The following is a 21,211-nucleotide window of genomic DNA, read 5'->3' as shown; positions in this document are numbered from 1 at the left end:
GCCTTTGCCCCCTGATGCGGTGACATTCAAGGCGCACGGAGCACAGAAGGCGAGGCATACCTGCCTGGTAGGTGAGTCTTTGATCGGAGGCGCGCACGCCCACCGCGCAACGCGGAAGTTCGCCGTAGCAGGGGCTTTTCAGAGGCCCCTCAGGCGAATTGTTTGTGGGCCATGAGCTCCAGCACCATCGGCCGGACGATCAGGTCCATCGCCAGCGGCAGTTTGGTGCCCGGAATCACGATGGTGTCGTGGCGGGACATGTGGCTGTTGGGGATCATCTGTAGCAGGTAGGGGAAGTCCACACCGCTGTGGTCGCGAAAATGGATGACAACGAGGCTTTCGTCGGCGGTCGGCACATCCCGCGCCTGAAACGGATTGGACGTGTCGACCATCGGCACGCGCTGGAAATTGACATGGGTGTTGGAGAACTGGGGAACAATGTCCTGCACATAGTCGTCCATCCGGTTGATGATGGTCTGGACGACCGCCTCCTCGGAATAGCCCCGGTGGTAGGTGTCCCGGTGGATCTTCTGGATCCATTCCAGGTTGACGATGGGCACCACGCCGATCAGCAGGTCCACATAATCGGCGATGCGGAATTCTTCGTTGCTGATCCCACCGTGTAGCCCCTCATAGAACAGCACGTCCGTCCCCGGTGCCAGTGAGGCCCAGCGCGTAAAGGTACCCGGCTCATAACCCTGCCGGATCAGCTCGTAATCCTCGTCGTGGATGTACTCACGATATTGACCGGTCCCGGTCAGGCTGTAGTCGTAGAACAGCGCTTCCAGCCGGTCGACGTGATTGGCCGCCAGTGCGAAGTGATTACGGGCGCCATACAGGCCCTCATCGGCGAGATCCGACATCTGGTCACGCGTGAAACGGTGAAAACTGTCCCCGCTGACCATGGCGGCGTTGATGGACTCGCCCGAGAAGATCTGGCTGAAGATCCGGCCCGTCGTGGTGGTGCCCGCACCGGAGGAACCGGTCACGGCAATAATCGGGTGACGCTTGGACATGGACCGCCCCGCATTGGTCGCAAAACCGTCAGGGTAGCCGCTCCCGGCCGTCGTGTCAGCTCAATAGCTGTTCCAGTAGTTGCGGCTTTTCGACGACATAACCCTGGCCATAGTCCACCCCCAGGCCGGTAAGCACATCCAGTGTCTCTCGATCCTCGATGAGACCGGCGATCACCTCCCGGCCGGTGTAGTGCGCCATATCCACCATGGAGCGCACCATGGCCCGGTCCAGTTCACTGCCGGACACATGCCGTGTGAAGGCGCCGTCCAGCCGGACCAGCTCGACCGGCAGCGCCCGCATGAATTCGTAGGAGGTCGGCCCGCTGCCAAGCTGTCCAAGGCAGAAACGACAGCCGAGTTCGCGCATCTCCCGCATGAACTCGGCCACCTCCTGAAGATTGCGGATGGCCGCCGCCTCGGTGATCTCGAACCAGAGTCGCTCGATGGGCGCGTCCTGCTGACTCAGGGTTTCGTAGATGAATTCCAGCAACGTCGCATCGTTGAGGGAGTGGCCAGACAGGTTGATACTCAGGCCGCTTCCACCCGCACCGGCCGTGTCGCCCCCACGCAGCCAATCCAGCATCTGGCCCACGACCCATCGGTCCACGGCCTGCATGCGATCATAGCGCTCGGCCATGCGGACAAACTCGGCGCCGGTAATGAGATCCCCCTGGTCGTCATACATGCTGATCAGCACCTCGTATTGGGTCCCCATGGTGGTCCGGCCGTGCAGCGCAATGATTTTCTGACAACGAAGTTGAAGGGGGTTGCCGCCCGGATTGTCGAGCCCGGCAATCCGGGCGGCGATCTGTTCCTGTCGCGCTTCCAGTGCGGGATCCGGCCCGTAGTGAACAATTCTCCCGCCGCCCTGATCCATGGCGGAGCCGGTGGCCTGGGCGGCCCCCCGCAGCCAACGATCAGCCGTCACGAGCGTCGCTGCCGGGGGAGCGATGCCGGCACTGGCGGACAGCTGGTACTGACGCCCCTCATGCTCGGGATTCATGCCCTCAATGGTTCTGATCAACTCACGGGTCTGAGCCTCGGCGGAATCGGCATCGGTCAGCCAGGCGAAGGTATGCCCGTCCAGACGCGCCAGCGCCCCTTCACCGAGATGCTCCCGCAGCATCAATGCAACGCGGCCCAGTACGTCATCACCGGCCTGATAACCGGCTGTGTCATTCAGCAGCCGCAGGCCCCGGAGCGCCACCTGCACCAGAGTCCGGCCTTCAACCCCACGGGCCAGATGCTGCTCGACCACACGCTCAAACTCACGTCGCGTCAGCAGCCCCGTGATCTCGTCGTGGGTGGAGACCCACGACAGCTGGTCGTACACCTGCTTGACCATCCGGTCGATGCTCTCATCCACCAGAGGCCGGTCATGCTCCTCATCCGGCACCAGCGTACCGGCCTGGAGACGCGCCGCCAATTCGTCCAGCGTCAACTCACTGACGCGCATCCCCTGATGGTTCACAAACACGAAACGACTGTGATTGCGGGCGATCCAGACCAGGCGGATGGACTGGGGATGATCGGCATCGCTGCAATCGCTGAGCCACTCCCCGGTCTGCAGGCGACGCGCGCGGTGCAGCCAGCGCTGTTGCTGGGGAACCGGCTCTGTATCGCCTTCTTCGACCGGCCCCGGAGTGTCGGGATAGGGCACCCACTCGACCGGGTCGTCCTCTCGGCGGGTCACGTACTGCTTGAGCTCTTCGCGAATGCTCGCCGAGGGCATGTGATTGCTTGAAATGGACGCCAGCCCCTCCTGGATCGTCCGCAGCAGCTCCGGGAGGTTGATCTGGGCGTCCCTGTCTTCGCCAAAGGCCATGAGCGAGTCCAGAACCTGGAGATAGTCCTGCCAGAGTGGACTGTCCGCGCCCTGGCGTATCCAGGTCAGCGACAGGAGGTCACGCCAGCCCCCTTCCAACAAGGTCAGGAGCGCCCTGGGCACCTCGCGGCCCCCAAAGCGGCTGTCCAGCGCCGCCTTCACGGCACGCTTGGAGTCCTGGACTTTCTGGCTGCCCTCGGCGGCGGCCATGACCCGTTCCACGTTTCGGCGGTACACCAGATTCTGGCGTTCAATCAGCGAGTCCAGCTCTTCCTGAGCCGACTCGAACACCCCTGTGTCCTGATCAAACTCGGTGACGATGCGCTGCACCAGTTCATCGATGCGTCGCTCAACGACCGGGCTGACCCGGGCGTCCTTTGCACCCAGTTGGGCCAGACGGTTCATGACTCCCCGGACGGGGCTGCCCGTGTCTTCAAAGAAGCGACGGTCCCGCATCACGACTCGCAGCACCGGGAATTCCAACTTCCGTAACTGACCGCGGGCCATATCGTTCAGCCGAGGGCTGTCCACGACACTGCTGAAGAAGCGGTCCACCACATCCAGGGTTTCCTGCTGTTCGTCATCCAGAGCCGCATCGCCGACGGCCCGGATTTTTTCCACCACCTGCTCTTTCAGAGGCCGGCTTTCCTCGTCGGCCGGGCGACTGGCCGAGGCCTGTTGGAGACCATGGAGTTCCCGTTGCAGGTCCGCGCCCGACAGAGGCTTGGCATCGCTGGGAAAGTCGCTGACTGGCGCCATCCCCGATGCCTGGCGACTGGCGGACAACGTGGACAGGAGGTTGCGAACCGTGGCGAATGCGTTATTGGCCAGCGCCGTGTGGCTGGCGAAGGTCGCCTGTCGAGGGTCGTCGGCTGACTGGGTCGGGGGTGGCTCCGGGGGGCGCGCCACTGGCTCGGAGTCAGCGGTAACCGGGTCGTGTTCTTCGGGACGCGAGGATGGCGTTGCGGGCTTCGCCGGGCGCTCCGGATGATTGTCGCGGCTGATGTAGCGGCTCAGGTCCAGATCCGGAAGCACATTCTGGCGGATAAGGATATCATTGAGCGCTTCGTAAAGCGGTCCCAACTCATTCAGTACCGTCTTCTCCAGCGCGCGGAGGCAGAGTTTCTCCACTTCCCGACCGATGGTCAGGTTCTGCAGACCGGCGTGGAATGCATCGCAGACCAGTGCGGGACCGAGCGGGTTCTGATGGCCGGTTTCGTTGGTCAGGCCCAGATGGTCCAGCCGCATCCGCAGCGGCAGCAGCTCGGAACGGTGCATGGTATCGGCGCGCGTGACCATAACCCGCAGCATCAACCAGTCTTCGAATTCGCCCTTGTCCACCAATGAGAGCTCCGATCCCCCATGCACCTCCCCACGCTCGGGTTTCAAGGGGGACTCCAGTGCCCGTTTCATCTGCAACCATACGGCGGACTGGCGTGCCTCCATCTGGCCGGACGCGTCCATGAACTCGTTGGCCGCCTGATCAGAGGTCGCGTTCAGTCCGGCGTCACGCAGATCCCCGACCATGGCCCGGAGGCAATCCCCCATCAGCGGCTCAATATGCTCGATCACCGCACGGGAGCATTGGTGCAGAACGAACTGGACCTGATCACTGGCGGGCTGCAGTCGCGACGGTTCAGGCGCGGCCACGGACTGACTCAGTGCCAGCATGGCTTCGACGGCACCGGGGTTGGAACGGGTAAAATGCACGCCGGCCGCTCCCTCAATCAGGCGCACGACCTCGACCGCCAACTCGTGCGAATCGCCGGCCTCCTGAGACCGGAAGCGCACCACCAGCTCCCGTTCGGGCGCCGCACCGAGCTGAGCACGCAGGGGGCCGGTGAGCCCTCCGTCAAAACGGATAAAGAGGCCCTCGGCACAGAAATCGGCGATCTCGCAGGGCCAGGGCTGCTCGGCCCCAGTAACAAGCTCGGCATCAAGAGAGATGGGATAGCGGGGACTGGCGCGTCGTTCCTTCGATTCCATGGATGACCTGACTTCCACTGCGACTGGCCTTTATTATAAACCGATGATTCAAGACACCGAACCCATTCCTGTTACGGCCGGGACCACCTCTGTGAAGCGTAGTCCGATCCCCCTGTTTGTGCTACTCATTCCGCTCCTCGCTGGCTGCCAGACGCTGGGCTATTACCATCAGGCCGCCGTTGGCCAGATGACCCTGCTCTGGGACCGCGAGCCCGTCAGCGAATGGCTTGACCGGGAATCGACGTCCGACACCCTCAGAGGCAAGCTGCAGACGGCCATGGCCGCTCGGGCATTCGCCCGAACGGACCTCTCCCTGCCCGTTGGCGACACCTTCCTCGATTACGTGGCATTCGAGCGCTCCCACGTCGTCTACAACCTGGTGGTCGCACCCCCGGACGGACTTGCTCCGAAACAATGGTGCTACCCCGTGGTCGGTTGTCAGTCCTACCGTGGGTATTTTGACCTGGCCGATGCCCGCCGCGAGCGAGCCCGCTACCAGGCCGACGGACAGGACACGTTCATCGGTGGCGTAACAGCCTACTCCACACTCGGATGGTTCGATGACCCGCTGCATACCGGTTTCACTCGCCTGGAACCGCACCGCATGGTGGCCCTGATGTTTCACGAGTTGGCCCACCGCGTGCTCTACATCGATGGCGACACCCAATTCAATGAGAGCTTCGCGACAGCGGTGGAGCTGGAGGGACTCAAGCGCTGGCTCCAGCGCGACGGGGGCGATCCCGCGCTCTTCCAGCAAACACTCGAACACGAGCGGCGACACCGCGAGACGCTGGCCTTGATTGAGCACACCGCAGAACGGCTTCAGGCCCTCTATGACCGCAAAGACTCACTCGAGCGCGACACGCTCCGGGCCCGCAAGACGGCTCTCTTCGATGCGCTGCGCGCCGACTACCGGACGCTGGAGGCCGACTGGGACGAGCCGGGGCCACTTCACTATCTGCTGGATGATCTCAACAACGCCGTCATCGGCCTGTTCCGGCAGTACAACGCGGACGTACCCGCCTTCCGGCAACTGCTCGCGGACCAGAACGGGGACTTTTCGGCGTTCTACGACGCCGTCCGTGCACTGGGCAAGCAACCCCCTGAGCAGCGCCGCGCGGCGCTCGACCTACTGGCCAAGCGCTTTGACGAAGACCTTTGAGTTGCGCTGACTGTCGTAACCCTCGTACTTTGGCCCTGGCAGCTCATCCACCCGGCTGGGCACGAACCCGCGTTCTCGGAACCAGTGTTCGGTCTGGGTGGTGAGCACGAAAAGCCGGTCCAGCCCCTGGCCACGTGCCATTTTCTCGATCATCGCCAGAATGTCATCGCCACGGCCTGAGCGGCGGTACTGCTGGTCCACCGCGAAGCAGGAGAGCTCACCGACCTTATCTGCCGGGTAGGCATAGAGCGCCGCGCAGCCAACGATGCTGCCGTCACGCTCGACCACGATGAAGCGGTCCAGCTCGGTTTCCAGGCGATCCTCGGAGCGGCGCACCAGAATGCCCTGCTCCTCGAGCGGCTGGATCAACTCCAGAATGCCTCCCATGTCCCCCACCCGGGCCGGTCGGATCTGTTCGTAATTGTCGTCGCTCACCATGGTGCCGGAACCATCCCGGGTGAACAGCTCCTCGAGCAGGGCGCCGTCATGGCTGTAGCTGATGATATGGCTGCGACGAACGCCGCGGGCGCAGGCATCACAGGCGGCCCGCAAGAGGTCGCCGGCATGGCCCGCCATGCCGGCCTCATGCAGTTGCTGACGGGCCTGGCCCACGGTCAGTTCCCGGATCAGGTGCCCATCCGTGTCGAGCACACCGGTCTCACCGGTGAAGATAATGAGTTTCTCCGCTTCCAGAGCCGCCGCCACGTGGCTGCCGACATCCTCGTAGGAGAGATTGAACATATCGCCGGTTGGTGAATAGCCCAGTGGCGGCAGCAGCACGATGTGACCGGCGTCCAGCAGGCCGTTGATGCCCGCCACATCGACCCGACGAACGCGACCGGTATGGCCGAAATCCACGCCGTTGAGCACCCCAACCGGGCGGGCGGCGATCAGGTTGCCACTGGTGACCCGGATACGCGCGCCGTGCATGGGCGAATTGACCAGCCCCATCGACAGCTGGCTTTCCAGATACGCGCGCAACTGCCCCACCGCGTCGATGACGCTGGGCATCTGTTCCTCGGGGGTCACGCGCAGGCCATCCTCAATCCGTGAGGGCAGCCCGGCCCGGTCCAACCGTTCACGGATCTGGGGCCGTGCTCCGAACGCCAAAACCAGGCGCACGCCGAGGCTGCTGAGCAGGGTTATGTCATGAATGATGTGGAGCAGGTTGCCATGCGCCAGCGCCTCACCACCCAGCGAGAGCACCACCGTTCGCCCGCGATGGGCGTTGATGTAGGGTGAGGAATGACGGAATCCGTGCAACCAGTCGTTTGAATCCACTGCTTTCTCCTTCGCATTAGAGGCAGAACCGCTGGATCAGCCCCTCCAGTATCCGCACCGCCGGTTTGATCTGCGAGAGCGCCAGATATTCGTCCGGCTGGTGCGCCTGATCAATGTGTCCGGGGCCCATCACCAGTGTCTCCATGCCCATTGACTGCAACCAGGGCGCCTCGGTAGCGAACGCCACGGCCTCTGCCGGATGCCCCGTCAGTGACTCACAGGCCCGCACCAGGGCCGCCTCTTCGGGCGTTTCAAAGGGGGGTACCCCATCAAACAGCGGTTCGAACCGCAGTTTGAGTTCACGCTGCTCGGCCAGCGGCTGCATCCGGTCCAGGATGGACTGACGCAGCTCCGGCATCGACATGCCGGGCAGCGGTCGCAGGTCGAACTGCAGCTCGCAGTGGCCGCAGATGCGGTTCGGGTTATCCCCGCCATGAATGCACCCCAGATTCATCGTGGGCACGTCGACCCGGAACGCCGGATTGCGGTACTGCTGCTGCCACTGCTGCCGAAGGCTCAGCAACTCGCCCAATGCGGCATGCATTCCTTCCAGCGCATTGTGGCCGAGCGACGGATCGGACGAATGGCCGGACAGGCCGTCGAACACCAGCCGCTCCATCATGATGCCCTTGTGCATTCGCACGGGCTTGAGTCCCGTCGGCTCGCCGATCACCGCGTAGCGGGCCTCGGGCCGACCGGCTTCTGCCAGCGCCCGGGCGCCGTTCATGGAGCTTTCTTCGTCGGCGGTCGCCAGGATGATCAGCGGCTGCTTCAGGGGCTGCCCCACGGCCACGGACCGCGCCGCCTCGATGGCCAGCGGAAAAAAGCCCTTCATGTCGCACGTACCCAGCCCATACCAGCGGTCGTCCCGCTCATCCAGGCGGAACGGATCACTCTGCCAGCGCTTGTCGTCAAACGGCACGGTGTCGGTATGGCCCGACAGGACCAACCCGCCTGGCCCCTCGCCCAGTGTCGCGATCAGGTTGTACTTGCCCGGCATGCCCGGCACGGGCAGTCGCTCAACGCGGAACCCGAGGGGCTCCAGCCACTCCGCCAGCGTGTCGATCACGGGTTCGTTGCTGTGATCCCAGTCAGGCGAGGCGCTGCTGATCGACGGTTGCGCAATCAGCCGCTCCAGCATGGTGCGGATATCGGGGGAATGAGCCGTCATATCACTGTCCTTTCTCTGTGTCAGCGCTGTCAGTCGGCACCGCCCGCCAGACCGCGAACCGCACGATGGCCTCCCGAGCCAGCGGGTAGGCCACTTCTCCACCGTCCATCATCCGGGTCACCTCCAGAACATGCTCGGAAACACCGGAGAGGCGCCCCTCCACAACACGACCGGTATCGAGCTCAATGCGCACATCCCGGCCCAGCTGGTCACCGTAGGCCTCCGGCCCGACGGCGCGATAGGCGGGACCGTCCGAGGCCGTGCCCGCGGCGGGCGACTCCGGTTCCGGTTCAACCGGCGTGACCACGGTTGGCGCATCCGGTTCTGTGCGACTCAGATAAAGGCCGGGCACACCGTTGCCATTGTATCGGGCGTTGAGCGAGGCCCCTTCGCCCGACTGATCCGGCGCCCTTACCGGCACCCCCCAGAAGGGCTGATTCACTTGCAGCGTGGTACTCAGCGCACCGCCGTCCCGCAGGAAGGTGCGATACAGGCTGGCCAGTTGTTCACTCGGCGCGAGCCGCATGGCCGCCAACGGTTTCTCCAGAGCCTTCAGGACGCTGGCGGTCCAGGCGGATTTTGACTGTTTTCCCTGTTCCGCGCACCACGCCGAGAGCTTGCGCATCAGGCCACCATCGCGAAGCGTGACCTGAACGGGCCCTGTCCACAGCGTCTCGGCCGAACGCAGTTCCGACAGGGTCGATGGCCGCGCCTGCGGCGCGTAAAGATCGATGCTACCCAGCGCACCGGCATTGACCTCCAGCGCAATCCCCGGGCGGTCCGCCGACGAGCGCAGCGTCAGATCGCCATTCAACTGTCCGATGCCCAGCTGGCGGAGATCGGACACGCCCAGCACTCGCCCGCCACAGGGGATTTGCAGCCACTGCACCAGCGCCTGACGGTGATCCGGCGCAATCCAGTCCTGTAACAACTCGTCCTTCAGCATCAACTGAACGCCCGTTGCGCTGAAGGACCACTCGTCCGGCAGCCGCCCCTCGCTCAATATCGGCCAGAGCCCGGCCACACCGCCCGGCCGGAAGACCACACGATCCGCCGTGATCGGACTGGAAAGCGCAAACGGCGACCACTGCAGACCGGAGACCGACACCTGCCCGCTCAGGCCGGATCCGATCCCGCTCCAGCGCAGGACGCCCATTTCATCGAGACGTTCACGGGTGTCGATCAGCGCCTGACGGGTCTGGTACCAGGCGCCCCCTTTGAATGCCGCGTAACCGACAATGACAACAATGAGGAGGAAAACAAACAGCTTCTTCATGGGAATTCCGCTTCCGGATCAGTGCCAACGAGCTATACTACTGTAGCAGGTGATGCTCAATCTCGGCCCGGACGCTGACGGTGTGACCAGCCGGGCCCAAGGCAGAATCGTTCAGGGACCAGAGGCGCGTCCCAGAACGGTTCCCGGGAGGCGGGCAATGATGACGATGCGGGAGCGGTCCTATATCCGCCATCCCACCGATATCCCCCTGGAAGTCCAGCCAGGCAGTCCGTCGGGCCGCTCCGGGGATGTGCGCAACCTCAGCCCCGGTGGTCTGGCATTCACCTCCGAGGCGCCCTACGAGCTGGGTAGCGAGTTGTGCCTGTGTATCCGCTGTTGCCCCAACCCACTTCAGATCCGCGGACAGGTCGTCTGGTGCGAGCGCCGTGGCAACCGCTACGAACTGGGTGTGGCGTTCTACAGTCCGGCCGATGCGTACCAGGTGCGGATGGTGGAGCAGGTGTGCCAGATCGAACAATACCGATACGATGCCTGGCAACGGGAAGGACGCCAGCTCACCCAGGAGGAGGCCGCCCGCGAATGGATCGATCGCTACGCCAGTTCCTATGCCCAGGACGACTGGTGTTATCAGGAAGACGACCCGGGCAAGACATCCACGCTGTAAGGCGTCAGTCCCGCGCGATCAGCGTGCCAACCCCCTCATCCGTGAATATTTCGAGCAGCGTGGCGTGAGCCACCCGACCGTCAATAATGTGGGCCGTCTCCACGCCGCCTTCCACCGCATTCAGCGCGCAGCGAATCTTGGGCAACATACCGCCGTGGATGGTGCCGTCGGCGATCAGGTCGTTGACCTGACTCGCACTGAGCCCGGTCATGACGTTCCCGTCCTGCCCCTGCAGGCCCGCGACATTGGTCAGCAGGATCAGTTTTTCGGCCTTGAGGGCTTCGGCGACCTTACCGGCGACCAGGTCCGCATTGATGTTGTAGGACAGCCCATCGTCCCCCACACCAATCGGGGCAATAACCGGAATGACGTTGCTGCGGGTCAGCATGTCGATGACGCCGGTGCTGACGTTTTCAACCTCCCCGACGTGCCCCACATCGATGATTTCGGAGCGGGAGAGTTCGGGCGACTCCTGTTTTACCTCGAGCTTGCGCGCGCGGATCAGGTTGCCGTCCTTACCCGTCAGGCCAACCGCCGTGCCCCCGTGCTGGTTAATGAGCGACACGATCTCTTTGTTGACCTGGCCACCCAGCACCATTTCGACGACGTCCATGGTTTCGCTGTCGGTCACGCGCATGCCGTTGACGAATCGCGAATCAATCTTGAGCCGCTTGAGCAGATCGCCGATCTGTGGACCGCCACCATGGACAACAATGGGATTGATACCCACCAGCTTCATCAACACCATGTCCCGCGCGAAGCTGCTCTTGAGCTCCTCGTTCTCCATGGCGTTACCGCCGTACTTGATCACCACGGTCTTGCCGGTGAATTGCTGAATGTACGGCAGGCCTTTGCTGAGAACGGATGCAACCTGCATCGCCGTGTCACGATCCAGTGCCATGGTGTCACCTTCAATGAGCGTCAAAGGCCGGACATTCTAACCCACAGCGCAGAGGACGCAACGCACGCCGCTACTGTGGGCTCCCGGGCCCGATCAGAAGTCGACGGCAATGTCCGGGGCCGCTTTCTGGAGCTGCTCCCGGAACACCCCCTGGATACGGGCCAATGCCTCGTCGGTCTCGGCCTCAAAGCGCAACACCAACACTGGCGTGGTGTTGGATGCCCGGCAGAGCCCCCAGCCATCCGGGTAGTCCACCCGGACCCCATCAATACCGGACACACTGCCATCACCAAAATCCCCCGATTCGCTCAGCGTTTCGACAATGCCGAACTTGGTGTCCTCGGACACGGGTACATTCAACTCCGGGGTGCTGATGTCCTCGGGGAATTCCGCGAACACCTCATCGCTGTCCCGGTCTTCGATGCCGAGGATTTCCAGCAGCCGGGCGGCGGAGTAGAGTCCGTCATCGAAGCCGTACCAACGCTCTTTGAAGAAGATGTGGCCTGACATTTCACCGGCCAGCAGCGCGCCGGTCTCACGCATTTTCGCCTTCATCAGCGAGTGGCCGGTCTTCCACATAATCGGCCGGCCGCCGGCTTCGCTGATGACCCCCGCCAGACGCCGGGTGCACTTGACGTCGTAAAGCACATCCGCCCCTGGGTTCCGGGAAACCACATCACGGGCAAACAGCATCATGAGGCGGTCCGGCCAAACGATCCGGCCGGTGTTGGACACCACGCCGAGCCGGTCCCCGTCGCCGTCAAAGGCAATACCAATGTCTGCCTTCGTCTCCGCCACCTTGTCGATCAGCGGCTGCAGATTGTCCGGCTTGCCCGGATCGGGGTGGTGGTTCGGGAAACTGCCATCCACGTCACAGAACAGTGGAATGACTTCACAGCCCAACTCCTCGATGAGCATCGGCCCGAGCTCGCCGGCGATACCATTCCCAGCGTCCACCACGACGCGCAACGGTGCCGCCACAGCGGTGTCATCGACGATCCGGTCCAGATAGGTGCGACGGATATCCTCCTGTGAACGCTCGCCCTGACCGGACTCAAAATCCTGGGCGTCGATACGGGTTTTCAGTTTCTGGATGGCCTCCCCCGAGAGCGTGTCACCGCCGATCATTATCTTGATGCCGTTGTACTCGGGCGGATTGTGACTGCCAGTCACCATGACGCCGGAGCCGGTGTGGAATTCATGGGTCGCGAAATACAGCACGGGCGTTGGCACGGCGCCCAGCTCGATCAGGTTGCAGCCGGTGCTGAGAATCCCCTCGCCGAGCGCGGCGGCCAGCCCGGGGCTGGAGTCGCGACCGTCGTATCCCAGACAGAAATCGCTGACGCCCCGTGCACGGGCCTCACTCCCGATGGCCTGACCAATCGCTCGGACCACATTGTCATTGAGTGTGTCGCCGACAATGCCCCGGATGTCATACGCCCGGAATATCTCCGGCGCCACAGAAACCGACGGGGCGGACGACTCCACCACGTCCAGATCCCCCGAACCACTGTCGGATTCGCCAATGCCGAGCACATCGTCATCGCCGTCGAGCATGTCGATGTCCGGCATGTCCGAATCGCTGAACAGGGGTTCGTCGGTCGCACTGCTGTCTCCACCCGCAGGCGCCGCCTTCCCTTTGCCCCCTTTGGCCGCAGCCGGACGGGCGTTGGCTTCGGCGCGACTGATGCGCTTATCGACCGCCTGTGAGAGGCGCTGCAACGCCTCACCGACCGAGCCGACCATTTCCCACCGGAAGGTCGGCATTTTCGCCCGCTCGCCGCCGAACACCTTGTGCGACCACTGCAGCAACAACGCCACATCCCGGCGCAGACCGCTCTGAGCCCGGTTCAGAAGCAACCACACCACGATCGCTGTAACCAGCAGGGGCACCCCGATCACCAGCGCCATGGCAACCGGCCCGGCAACCGGCGCCACCGTACCGCCGCTCTGATAGCTCAGCGTCCAGCCGGACGGCGACAGATCCCGCGACACAGATTCTCCCTGCCCCGATCCCGCGGCAATCACCGCGCGGGTCTGACCGTTGACGGTCTGCTGGATCGACGCGCGACCATCCAGTTCCGCATCGGCATGGGTCAGCGCCGGACGCAGGACGCTCGCTTCGAAGACCATCAGCACCGTACCGGCAACATCGTCGCCCGAACGGATGGGGGCAGCGACCTGGACAAACCAGGTGCCGTCGCGTGGGAAAGCATCCGGCCCCACGATCTTGCCCCGCTCGGCGCGGCGGGCAAGATCCACGTTCACGAAACTGAGCTGGAAATCGCCTGGCTGATCCCGGCGGATGCGATTGTCGGGAAAGACAAAGGTGGCGCGGGTCTGGGGCAGCAACCCGGCGGATGACGGCGTCATCCGGTCGCCCTCGCCCCCGCTTCGGAGGCTTGCCATCACCGCGGGCTGGGCCGCGTAGCCACTCACCAGATCCCGCAGAATGGCAATGCGCTGATTGACCCGGTCGGCCAACGTGTCTGCCGCCATCGCTTCACGCTCCGACTGCTGGCTCTTCTGCGCCGGCTGCAGCACCAGAAACAGGACCAGGGCAATCGCCGCCGCGCCACCGAGGACCACCACACCCGCCTGGGACAACGCCAGAGACCCAAGATGTCGGAGACTGCGACTCTTTTTCTGACCGGTTGATGGCTTCTTTTTCGGGGCAGGTGACTCCTCGCCCGCCTCCGCCGCCTTTTTCTTTCGGAATGTCATGGTCTTGCGATGGCTCCCGGTTGACGTTCAGAAAAACTCGGTTCAGGAACAGTGAAAACAGTACCAGTATAGACAGACTCGATCAGCGCGTGCCGGTGGAGCCGAAACCGCCCTCGGCACGGTCGCTGGCATCAAATGCCGTCACCACTTCAAACCGGGCCTGGACGACCGGCACCAGAACAAATTGGGCCATCCGCTCACCCGGTTCCATCGTGAAAGACGATTCGCCACGATTCCAGACGGACACCATCAGCTCGCCCTGATAGTCCGAATCGATCAGCCCCACCAGATTGCCCAGCACAATGCCGTGCTTGTGGCCCAGTCCGGAGCGCGGCAGGATCATGCCCGCCAGCCCGGGGTCAGCAATATGCACGGACAGCCCTGTACGGACCAGTTCGCAGTCGCCCGGCGCCAGCGTCAGCGGCTCGTCCAGACACGCCCGCAGGTCCAGACCCGCAGACCCCTCGGTGGCATAGGTGGGCATGGGAATGTCGCGCCCGATACGGTCATCGAGCACCTTGACCTGAAATGTCTGCGTCGTCATGGGTATCCTTTTATGCGTTCATGGTATGACTGATGTAATCCAGCAAGTCGACGGCCAGAGCCCGTTTGTCCGAGGGGCCAAAGCGGGCCTCGCCTTCGCCACTGAAAACCGTGACGGCGTTCTGGTCGCTGTTGAACCCCAGACCAGACTGCGACACATCGTTGGCCACGATCATGTCGAGTTTCTTACGGGCCATCTTGTCCCGAGCGTAAGCGGCCACATCGCGGGTTTCGGCGGCAAAGCCAACGGTGAACGGTCGGTCAGTCCGGGCGGCGATGGTGGCGAGAATGTCGGGATTGGGCACCATCGACAAGCTGACGGTGCCATCCGTTTTCTTGATCTTGTCACCGGCCACCTCCGCCGGACGGTAATCGGCGACGGCTGCCGTTGCCACAAACAGATCGCAACCCTCATCCACCGCACGGCTGGTGGCGGACAGCATCTCTTCAGCAGTCGTCACATCGATCCGGGCCACCCCCGCCGGACAGGCCAGTTGGACGGGACCACTGATCAGCGTCACCCGGGCACCGGCCTGACGCGCGGCGTCGGCCAGGGAATACCCCATTTTCCCGGAACTGTGATTGGTCAGGTAACGCACCGGGTCCAGCGCTTCGCGGGTCGGACCCGCTGTAATGACCACATGGCGCCCACCCAGGGGCCCATCAACCGGTTGGTCCGCAACCAGTCGCAACAGGATCTGCTCCGGTTCCAGCATCCGTCCAGGCCCCGTGTCACCACAGGCCTGATCGCCGTCGTCAGGCCCCAGACGGGTGATCTGGGCATCGTCATCCAGCACGGCGACGTTGCGCAGGGTGCGCGGGTTCCGCCACATGGCCTGGTTCATTGCCGGTGCCAGCACAATCGGGGCGTCTGTGGCACAGCAGACTGTGGTCAGAAGGTCGTCCGCCATGCCGTGGGCCAGCCGCGCCAGAAAGTTGGCCGAGGCGGGTGCCACCAGGATGCGCTCCGCCCAACGCGCCAATTCGATGTGCCCCATGCCCGCTTCCGCCTCCGGATCCAGCAATGAGGTGCGGACCGGCTCGCCGGAGAGGGCCTGAAAGGTCATCGGCTGAACGAACGCCATCGCTCCTTCGGTCATGACCACCCGGACTTCATGACCGGCCTTTTTCAGCAAGCGCAACAGCTCGGCGCTTTTATAGGCAGCAATGCCGCCAGTCACGCCCAGCAGAATCCGTTGTGGTGTCATCCGGTTGTGTCTCCGTCCTGCATTTCTCCTGGAATCCCCGAGAAAAATGAATGGCAAAGCGCATGGCGCACTATGGCCCGGCCTGCGGGCAGGTACTCTCTCAGAGGTTCCTAAGATAGCATTGGCGCTGAACTCCTGATAGCTTACCGCCCGCCATTCATGGATGCTGTGGCGAAAGATTCAGAAGTCAGAAGGAGAGTCATCATGGACGATGCTCAGTGGCCGCGCGACGAGCGGCCTCGGGAACGACTGCTCCGGCACGGAGCCGAGAGCCTGACCGACGCGGAGTTGCTGGCCATATTCCTGCGCACCGGCACAGCGGGCCAGCCGGTTATGGCGCTGTCCCGGCACCTGCTATCGGAATTCGGGGGGCTGCGCCCCTTGCTGACCGCCTCGGTTCAGCGCTTCTGCCAGGTCAAGGGTCTTGGCAACGCCAAGTTTGCCCAGGTCCAGGCAGCCATGGAGATGGCCCGGCGGGTCATGGATGACCCCATCCGCCAGGGCGAGCCGCTGCGATCCCCCGAGGACACCCGCCGGTATCTGAGCAGTCGCCTCGCCGGGCATCCGCACGAGGTCTTCGCGGGACTGTTCCTGGATAACCGTCACCGGGTCATCCGCTACGAACCATTGTTCCGCGGCACGATTGACGGCGCGGCCGTCTATCCGAGGGAAGTCGTCCGTCAGGCACTGGAACACAATGCGGCGGCCGTGATTTTCGCCCACAACCACCCATCGGGCGTGGCGGAACCCAGTCAGGCGGACATCAGCCTGACCAAACGGCTGACCGACGCCCTCGGTCTGATGGACATCCGCGTTCTGGATCACATCGTGATCGGCCACGGCGAACAGGTTTCGCTGGCAGAGCGCGGGTTGATCTGACCCGGCCAGCACGCCTCGAAAAAGCAAACCGGACTTTGCGTTCAGGGCGCGTTTCTGGTATAAAAGCGGCCCTTTCTGGCGGCGTCTGGCGAAAGAACACGCAGAGGCGCGGAAACATCGAACGCGGTTTACTGGGAAAGCGCGCGGGTCAGGCCTGATGCATCCGCCTGTGGCGAGCTTTCCGCAATGGTCGGAGGCAAGTATGTCCAGAGTCTGTCAGGTGACCGGCAAGCGCCCGGTTGCTGGTAATAATGTGTCCCACGCGATGAATCACAACAAGCGTCGCTTTCTGCCGAACCTGCAGAACCACCGGTTCTGGGTCGAATCTGAAAAGCGTTTCGTGAAGCTGCGGGTATCCACCAAGGGTATGCGCATCATCGATAAGAAAGGAATTGACGCTGTGCTGGCCGATCTGCGTGCCCGCGGCGAAAAAGTCTGAGGAGCCGCATCATGCGCGAGAAAATCAAGCTGGTATCATCAGCCGGAACCGGTCACTTCTACACGACCACGAAAAACAAGCGCAACACACCGGAAAAGATTTCCATGAAGAAATACGATCCGGTTGTTCGTAAGCACGTTGATTACAAGGAATCCAAGCTGAAGTAAATTCAGCGGGTTTCCGGATCGACGAAACGGCGGGCATCCATTGGGTGCCCGCCGTTTTTTGTGCCCGAAGAAATCGTCTCCCGCAGGTTGGTTCAAAAGGACTGGACTCGCCCTTTCGGCACCCCAATATCCATAGCAATCGGCAGGTGATCCGACACCGGATAACGAACCACCTCGGCCTTGCGGATCTCGAGTGTTGGACTGACAAGAATATGGTCCAGCGCCCGCTCCGGCCGCCAGCTGGGAAAGCTGTGGGCCGTCGTTGGTAGTGGGACCAGATCGGTGCCACTCAGCGGCGTCTTATTCAGCAGCTGATCGGCGTGATTGTTCATATCCCCCATCAGGACGACGTGATCGTAGTCATCCACCAGATCGCGGACGAACCCCAACTGCCGCTGCTGGGCCTGGGCGCTGAGCGACAGGTGCATCATGACCAGCACCAGCGGGTCATCGGGATCACCATACTTCGCCACGATGGCGCCGCGGCCAGGGATCAGTCCGGGCAACCGATGTTCGCTGACATCCAGCGGTCGGTACCGACTCAGCAGCCCGTTACTGTGCTGGGCAAGGTGACCAAGATTGCGGTTGAGTTGCTGATACCAGAACGGCAAACGGCTGGCTTCGGCCAGATACTGGACCTGATTGATGTAGCCACTGCGCAGGCTGCCGCCATCACATTCCTGCAACGCCACCACATCGTAGTGGCGCAGGAGCTGACTGATCCGGTCGAGATTCTCGATACGCTGCCGGTGGGGCAGAATGTGCTGCCAGCTGCGGGTCAGGTAGTGTCGGTAAGACGAGGTCTGGATGCCCACCTGAATGTTGTAGGTGAGCAACCGGATATGATCATGCCCCGGCAGATCCGGCACATGCTCCAGCCCGGATGATGCACCACGAGCAGGGGCATCGTTCACCATGAGCGCCGAGAGCTGTCTGCGCAGTCGCTGGTACATGACCGGTTCCCGTCTGGCGCGGGCCTATTGGGCCTGCCGCTCCTTCTCAATCAGATAATCCACAACATCCAGCATTTTTTCCTGACCGCCTGCCATGGACGCAGTGACCTTGTATCGGCCGTTCACCAACATGGTCGGCACACCTGTGATGCGAGCCGCTCGAATGCGGGACTGCGATTGCTGCAGTCGGGCATTGACCCCGAAACTGTCATAGGCCTTTACGAAAGCTTCCGGGTCGACACCAACACCGGACAGAAAATCACCCAGCGCAGAGGCACTGTTCAGCGGGCGACGTTCACCCGCGAGCGCCTCAAAAAGCGGCGAATGGGCCTTTCCAAGCGCATCCAGCGCCTTGAGTGCATAGAACGCCCGGGCATGTGGTTCCCAGGACTGGCCGAGAATGGCCGGCATCAACCGAAACCGAACGTCCTCGGGCAGGGATTGCTCCCAGGACTCAACGTGCGGCTTGAACGAGTAGCAGTGCGGGCAGCCGTACCAGAAGACCTCGGTGACCTGAATGCGATCAGCGCTATCAGTCGGCAAGGGCTGGTCGAGCGTCTGATAGTGCGTGCCGGACTCCCAGGATTGTGCCTGGGCCACCAGCGGCAGCAGCATCAGTGCAGTGATCAACCCTTTCCAGAGGTATGCCATAGCGGACTCCTGTTAATAGTGAATCGCGTCGGAGTTCTGGGACTGGCACAACGCGACGAGGTTCCCATGATGAGGCGCATTATTGACACCGCGAAGTCAGGACGCAACCAACAACCGGATTCTCCCCTCACCTTAGCGGCCTTTGGCTTCATTCGGAATCTCAACCGCTGCAGCCCCGTCACACCAACCCAGAACCCTTGATCGGCCGGCTGGCGGCGGGCACAATCCGCGACCCCGCGAACCGGACTATGCTGTCAGTCACGGGATAATCGCCGCGCCTGTCCCGAGGCCAGCCCCACCGTTTGCTAGGGTGTTGGGACTGATGCATCAACGACACAGGAGTTCACTGAATGAGTCAGCACCCCCTCCATGGGAGCGATCCGGACGATCGCCTCAACCCGCTGGTGTTCTACGGATCAACGATCGGCATCATCGTCTTCGCCCTGTGGGCGATGGTCTTCACTGACCAGGCCAATGCCACCATCGGACAGGCCCTGAGCTGGATCTCCAACAGCTTTGGCTGGTTCTACTTCCTCTCGGTGGTGGCGTATCTCGTGTTCGTCATCGTGATCGCATTCTCGCGTTTTGGCAGCATCAAGCTGGGGCCGGACCACTCCGAACCCGAATTCAACCTGATCACCTGGGCGGCCATGCTCTTCTCGGCCGGCATTGGCATTGACCTGATTTTCTACTGCATCGTGGAACCGCTGAGCCAGTTCATGGCACCGCCACTGGGCGAAGGCGGCACGGCAGAAGCCGCCCGTCACGCGATGGAACTGACGTTTCTGCATTGGGGGCTGTCCGGCTGGGGCGTCTACACGCTGGTGGGCATGAGCCTGGCGTTCTTCAGTTATCGCCACGGCATGCCGCTGACCATCCGCTCGGCGCTCTACCCCATTTTCGGCAAGCGCATTCACGGCACCATTGGCAATACGGTCGACATCGCCGCCGTGCTGGGCACGGTCTTTGGTGTGGCCACCAGTCTGGGGATCGGCATCATCCAGCTGAACTTCGGCCTGAGCTACATGTTCGGCATACCGGAGAACACGGCGACCCAGTCGGTTCTGGCGGTTCTGATCGTCTGCTTCTCGGCCATCTCCGCTGTCACCGGTGTTGACAAAGGCATCCGCCGACTGTCGGAGTTCAACATCCTGCTGGCCATCGTGCTGATGGCGTTCGTGCTGTTCGCGGGGGACACCACGTTCCTGCTCAACGCCTTCGTTATGAATGTCGGCGACTACCTGTCCGGTTTTGTCGCCATGTCGTTCAACACCTACGCGTTCGATCAACCGACGGGCTGGCTCAATGCCTGGACGGTCTTCTTCTGGGCCTGGTGGATTGCCTGGGGGCCATTCGTTGGCCTGTTCCTCGCACGGATCTCCCGCGGGCGGACCGTGCGCACATTTGTGGCGGGCACGCTGATTCTGCCGTTGACCTTCATGATGGCGTGGATGTCCATCATGGGGAACTCGGCCATCGACCTGGTGCTCAACGGCGGCGCCCAGGCCTTCGCCGAGTCGGCAACATCCAATCCGGGATCGGCCATCTACCTGTTCCTGGAGCAGTTGCCCTGGGTCACGCTGACGACCATCGTGGTGACGATTCTCGCAATCGTGTTTTTCATCACCTCCGGGGATTCCGGGTCGCTGGTGCTGTCCAACCTGACCAGCATCATCCGCAACCCCAACAACGACGCACCCGCCTGGATGCGCATCACCTGGGCCGCCATTATCGGCGTTGTTACGGTCGCACTGCTGGCAACAGACGGCCTCACGGCATTGCAGAGCATTGTGGTCGTCATGGGGCTGCCATTCGCCTTCGTGCTGTTCCTGATGATGGCGGGGCTCTACAAGGCGTTTAAGATCGAAAGCATGAAAACAGCCAGCATGCAGGACGTGCTCGCCGGGCAGATCTCGGCCCGGACTGGCTCCGAAAGCTCTGGACAGGCCAATTGGGCGAAACGCCTGTCGCGCACTCTGAGCTTCCCGAACGACAAACAGATGGCGCAGTTTCTGGATAGCGTTGTTGAGCCGGCATTCGAGGCCGTTCGCAACGAACTCAGCGAGCAGGGGTATCCGGTGACGGTCCACAACGACCGGGGCGAGCGCCGTAACCTGTCCATCGATGTCGATCTGGGTGGCGAGCAGGACTTTACCTACCAGGTCTGGCCACGCCGCTGCGCCATGCCCTCCTTCACGGTCCAGGCAAGCCATTCCCGGTCGTCGTATTACCGGGTCGAGGTACACCTTCGTGAAGGCGGCCTGAACTACGACCTGATGGGCTACAACCAGGAGCAGGTGATTGAGGACGTGGTCGACCACTTCGAGGCACACCTGCACTTCCTGTACAAGAAACGCGAGGCCGCCGGTCTGAACGACAGCGGCGAGGAATGACTGGAGGACAT

At 62.7% G+C, this 21,211-nt stretch carries 17 protein-coding genes; 6 read left to right on the top strand and 11 right to left on the bottom strand.

What is annotated here, in order from left to right; genetic code table 11:
- Positions 1 to 149 precede the first annotated feature (149 nt).
- Both C8D92_RS09005 and C8D92_RS09000 read right to left on the bottom strand, forming a co-directional pair.
- Positions 150 to 1,016, bottom strand: a complete 867-nt coding sequence (locus C8D92_RS09005) for a phosphoribulokinase (RefSeq protein WP_095611266.1) — start codon at positions 1,014 to 1,016, stop codon at positions 150 to 152.
- Between the two features lie 55 nt (positions 1,017 to 1,071).
- Positions 1,072 to 4,827: a DUF1631 family protein gene (locus C8D92_RS09000; protein WP_116919140.1), complete on the bottom strand. Its 3,756-nt coding sequence runs from the start codon at positions 4,825 to 4,827 to the stop codon at positions 1,072 to 1,074.
- 91 nt (positions 4,828 to 4,918) lie between these two features.
- Between C8D92_RS09000 and C8D92_RS08995 the strand changes: the two genes are divergently transcribed.
- Positions 4,919 to 5,989: an aminopeptidase gene (locus tag C8D92_RS08995; RefSeq protein WP_243402413.1), complete on the top strand. Its 1,071-nt coding sequence runs from the start codon at positions 4,919 to 4,921 to the stop codon at positions 5,987 to 5,989.
- Here C8D92_RS08995 and argA read toward each other — a convergent pair.
- The 3 genes from argA to C8D92_RS08980 are packed head-to-tail and all read right to left on the bottom strand — an operon-like array spanning position 5,957 to position 9,717.
- Entirely contained in the window at positions 5,957 to 7,270 is a 1,314-nt protein-coding gene (argA, locus tag C8D92_RS08990; RefSeq protein WP_116919139.1) for an amino-acid N-acetyltransferase, read from the bottom strand. The two genes, C8D92_RS08995 and argA, sit on opposite strands and share 33 nt — an antisense overlap.
- A gap of 16 nt (positions 7,271 to 7,286) precedes the next feature.
- Entirely contained in the window at positions 7,287 to 8,441 is a 1,155-nt protein-coding gene (gene argE, locus C8D92_RS08985) for an acetylornithine deacetylase (RefSeq protein WP_116919138.1), read from the bottom strand.
- Between the two features lies 1 nt (position 8,442).
- A complete protein-coding gene (locus C8D92_RS08980) occupies positions 8,443 to 9,717 on the bottom strand; it encodes a hypothetical protein (RefSeq protein ID WP_116919137.1) in 1,275 nt (424 codons plus the stop codon).
- Positions 9,718 to 9,874: 157 nt separating this feature from the next.
- On the opposite strand from C8D92_RS08980, the gene C8D92_RS08975 reads away from it, so the two are divergent.
- Entirely contained in the window at positions 9,875 to 10,342 is a 468-nt protein-coding gene (locus tag C8D92_RS08975) for a PilZ domain-containing protein (protein ID WP_158222359.1), read from the top strand.
- A 4-nt stretch (positions 10,343 to 10,346) separates the two neighbouring features.
- On the opposite strand, the gene argB is transcribed toward C8D92_RS08975, so the two are convergent.
- The 4 genes from argB to coaBC form a co-directional block, all read right to left on the bottom strand.
- The gene (gene argB / locus C8D92_RS08970; protein ID WP_095611273.1) at positions 10,347 to 11,243 is read right to left on the bottom strand and encodes an acetylglutamate kinase; all 897 of its coding nucleotides are present in this window, start codon (positions 11,241 to 11,243) and stop codon (positions 10,347 to 10,349) included.
- A 93-nt stretch (positions 11,244 to 11,336) separates the two neighbouring features.
- A complete protein-coding gene (locus tag C8D92_RS15940) occupies positions 11,337 to 13,967 on the bottom strand; it encodes a phosphomannomutase/phosphoglucomutase (RefSeq protein WP_116919135.1) in 2,631 nt (876 codons plus the stop codon).
- Positions 13,968 to 14,049: 82 nt separating this feature from the next.
- Entirely contained in the window at positions 14,050 to 14,511 is a 462-nt protein-coding gene (gene dut, locus C8D92_RS08960; protein ID WP_095611275.1) for a dUTP diphosphatase, read from the bottom strand.
- Between the two features lie 10 nt (positions 14,512 to 14,521).
- A complete protein-coding gene (coaBC, locus tag C8D92_RS08955) occupies positions 14,522 to 15,718 on the bottom strand; it encodes a bifunctional phosphopantothenoylcysteine decarboxylase/phosphopantothenate--cysteine ligase CoaBC (RefSeq protein WP_116919134.1) in 1,197 nt (398 codons plus the stop codon).
- 204 nt (positions 15,719 to 15,922) lie between these two features.
- Here coaBC and radC point away from each other — a divergent pair, with 204 nt between their 5' ends.
- The 3 genes from radC to rpmG all read left to right on the top strand — a co-directional run bounded on the left by radC (position 15,923) and on the right by rpmG (position 17,203).
- Complete coding sequence (radC, locus tag C8D92_RS08950; protein ID WP_095611277.1) at positions 15,923 to 16,597, top strand: RadC family protein; 675 nt, start codon at positions 15,923 to 15,925, stop codon at positions 16,595 to 16,597.
- Positions 16,598 to 16,799: 202 nt separating this feature from the next.
- Positions 16,800 to 17,036 carry a 50S ribosomal protein L28 gene (rpmB, locus tag C8D92_RS08945; RefSeq protein ID WP_095611278.1) on the top strand — a complete coding sequence of 79 codons (237 nt, stop codon included), beginning with the start codon at positions 16,800 to 16,802 and terminating at the stop codon, positions 17,034 to 17,036.
- 11 nt (positions 17,037 to 17,047) lie between these two features.
- On the top strand, positions 17,048 to 17,203 hold the full coding sequence (gene rpmG / locus C8D92_RS08940; protein WP_095611279.1) for a 50S ribosomal protein L33: 156 nt from the start codon (positions 17,048 to 17,050) through the stop codon (positions 17,201 to 17,203).
- 92 nt (positions 17,204 to 17,295) lie between these two features.
- Here the strand turns inward: rpmG and C8D92_RS08935 are convergent, their stop codons facing one another.
- Together C8D92_RS08935 and C8D92_RS08930 are read right to left on the bottom strand one after the other, a co-directional pair.
- Positions 17,296 to 18,156, bottom strand: a complete 861-nt coding sequence (locus tag C8D92_RS08935; protein WP_095611280.1) for an endonuclease/exonuclease/phosphatase family protein — start codon at positions 18,154 to 18,156, stop codon at positions 17,296 to 17,298.
- 24 nt (positions 18,157 to 18,180) lie between these two features.
- The gene (locus tag C8D92_RS08930; protein WP_095611281.1) at positions 18,181 to 18,807 is read right to left on the bottom strand and encodes a thiol:disulfide interchange protein DsbA/DsbL; all 627 of its coding nucleotides are present in this window, start codon (positions 18,805 to 18,807) and stop codon (positions 18,181 to 18,183) included.
- A gap of 350 nt (positions 18,808 to 19,157) precedes the next feature.
- Here C8D92_RS08930 and betT point away from each other — a divergent pair, with 350 nt between their 5' ends.
- Complete coding sequence (gene betT, locus C8D92_RS08925; RefSeq protein ID WP_116919133.1) at positions 19,158 to 21,200, top strand: choline BCCT transporter BetT; 2,043 nt, start codon at positions 19,158 to 19,160, stop codon at positions 21,198 to 21,200.
- Positions 21,201 to 21,211: the final 11 nt, after the last annotated feature.

The sequence above is a fragment of the Tamilnaduibacter salinus genome (assembly GCF_003096655.1).
Classification (GTDB): Bacteria; Pseudomonadota; Gammaproteobacteria; order Pseudomonadales; family Oleiphilaceae; genus Tamilnaduibacter; species Tamilnaduibacter salinus.
The sequence above is the reverse complement of the archived record's forward strand: the minus strand, read 5'-3'. Positions and strand labels throughout refer to the sequence as shown.

What these genes read in the sequence shown, in the direction of transcription:
- C8D92_RS09005 (WP_095611266.1), bottom strand. Translation starts at nt 1,016, where the DNA reads ATGTCCAAGCGTCACCCGATTATTGCCGTGACCGGTTCCTCCGGTGCG.
- C8D92_RS09000 (WP_116919140.1), bottom strand. Translation starts at nt 4,827, where the DNA reads ATGGAATCGAAGGAACGACGCGCCAGTCCCCGCTATCCCATCTCTCTT.
- argE (WP_116919138.1), bottom strand. Translation starts at nt 8,441, where the DNA reads ATGACGGCTCATTCCCCCGATATCCGCACCATGCTGGAGCGGCTGATT.
- C8D92_RS08980 (WP_116919137.1), bottom strand. Translation starts at nt 9,717, where the DNA reads ATGAAGAAGCTGTTTGTTTTCCTCCTCATTGTTGTCATTGTCGGTTAC.
- C8D92_RS08975 (WP_158222359.1), top strand. Translation starts at nt 9,875, where the DNA reads ATGATGACGATGCGGGAGCGGTCCTATATCCGCCATCCCACCGATATC.
- argB (WP_095611273.1), bottom strand. Translation starts at nt 11,243, where the DNA reads ATGGCACTGGATCGTGACACGGCGATGCAGGTTGCATCCGTTCTCAGC.
- C8D92_RS15940 (WP_116919135.1), bottom strand. Translation starts at nt 13,967, where the DNA reads ATGACATTCCGAAAGAAAAAGGCGGCGGAGGCGGGCGAGGAGTCACCT.
- dut (WP_095611275.1), bottom strand. Translation starts at nt 14,511, where the DNA reads ATGACGACGCAGACATTTCAGGTCAAGGTGCTCGATGACCGTATCGGG.
- coaBC (WP_116919134.1), bottom strand. Translation starts at nt 15,718, where the DNA reads ATGACACCACAACGGATTCTGCTGGGCGTGACTGGCGGCATTGCTGCC.
- radC (WP_095611277.1), top strand. Translation starts at nt 15,923, where the DNA reads ATGGACGATGCTCAGTGGCCGCGCGACGAGCGGCCTCGGGAACGACTG.
- rpmB (WP_095611278.1), top strand. Translation starts at nt 16,800, where the DNA reads ATGTCCAGAGTCTGTCAGGTGACCGGCAAGCGCCCGGTTGCTGGTAAT.
- rpmG (WP_095611279.1), top strand. Translation starts at nt 17,048, where the DNA reads ATGCGCGAGAAAATCAAGCTGGTATCATCAGCCGGAACCGGTCACTTC.
- C8D92_RS08935 (WP_095611280.1), bottom strand. Translation starts at nt 18,156, where the DNA reads ATGTACCAGCGACTGCGCAGACAGCTCTCGGCGCTCATGGTGAACGAT.
- C8D92_RS08930 (WP_095611281.1), bottom strand. Translation starts at nt 18,807, where the DNA reads ATGGCATACCTCTGGAAAGGGTTGATCACTGCACTGATGCTGCTGCCG.
- betT (WP_116919133.1), top strand. Translation starts at nt 19,158, where the DNA reads ATGAGTCAGCACCCCCTCCATGGGAGCGATCCGGACGATCGCCTCAAC.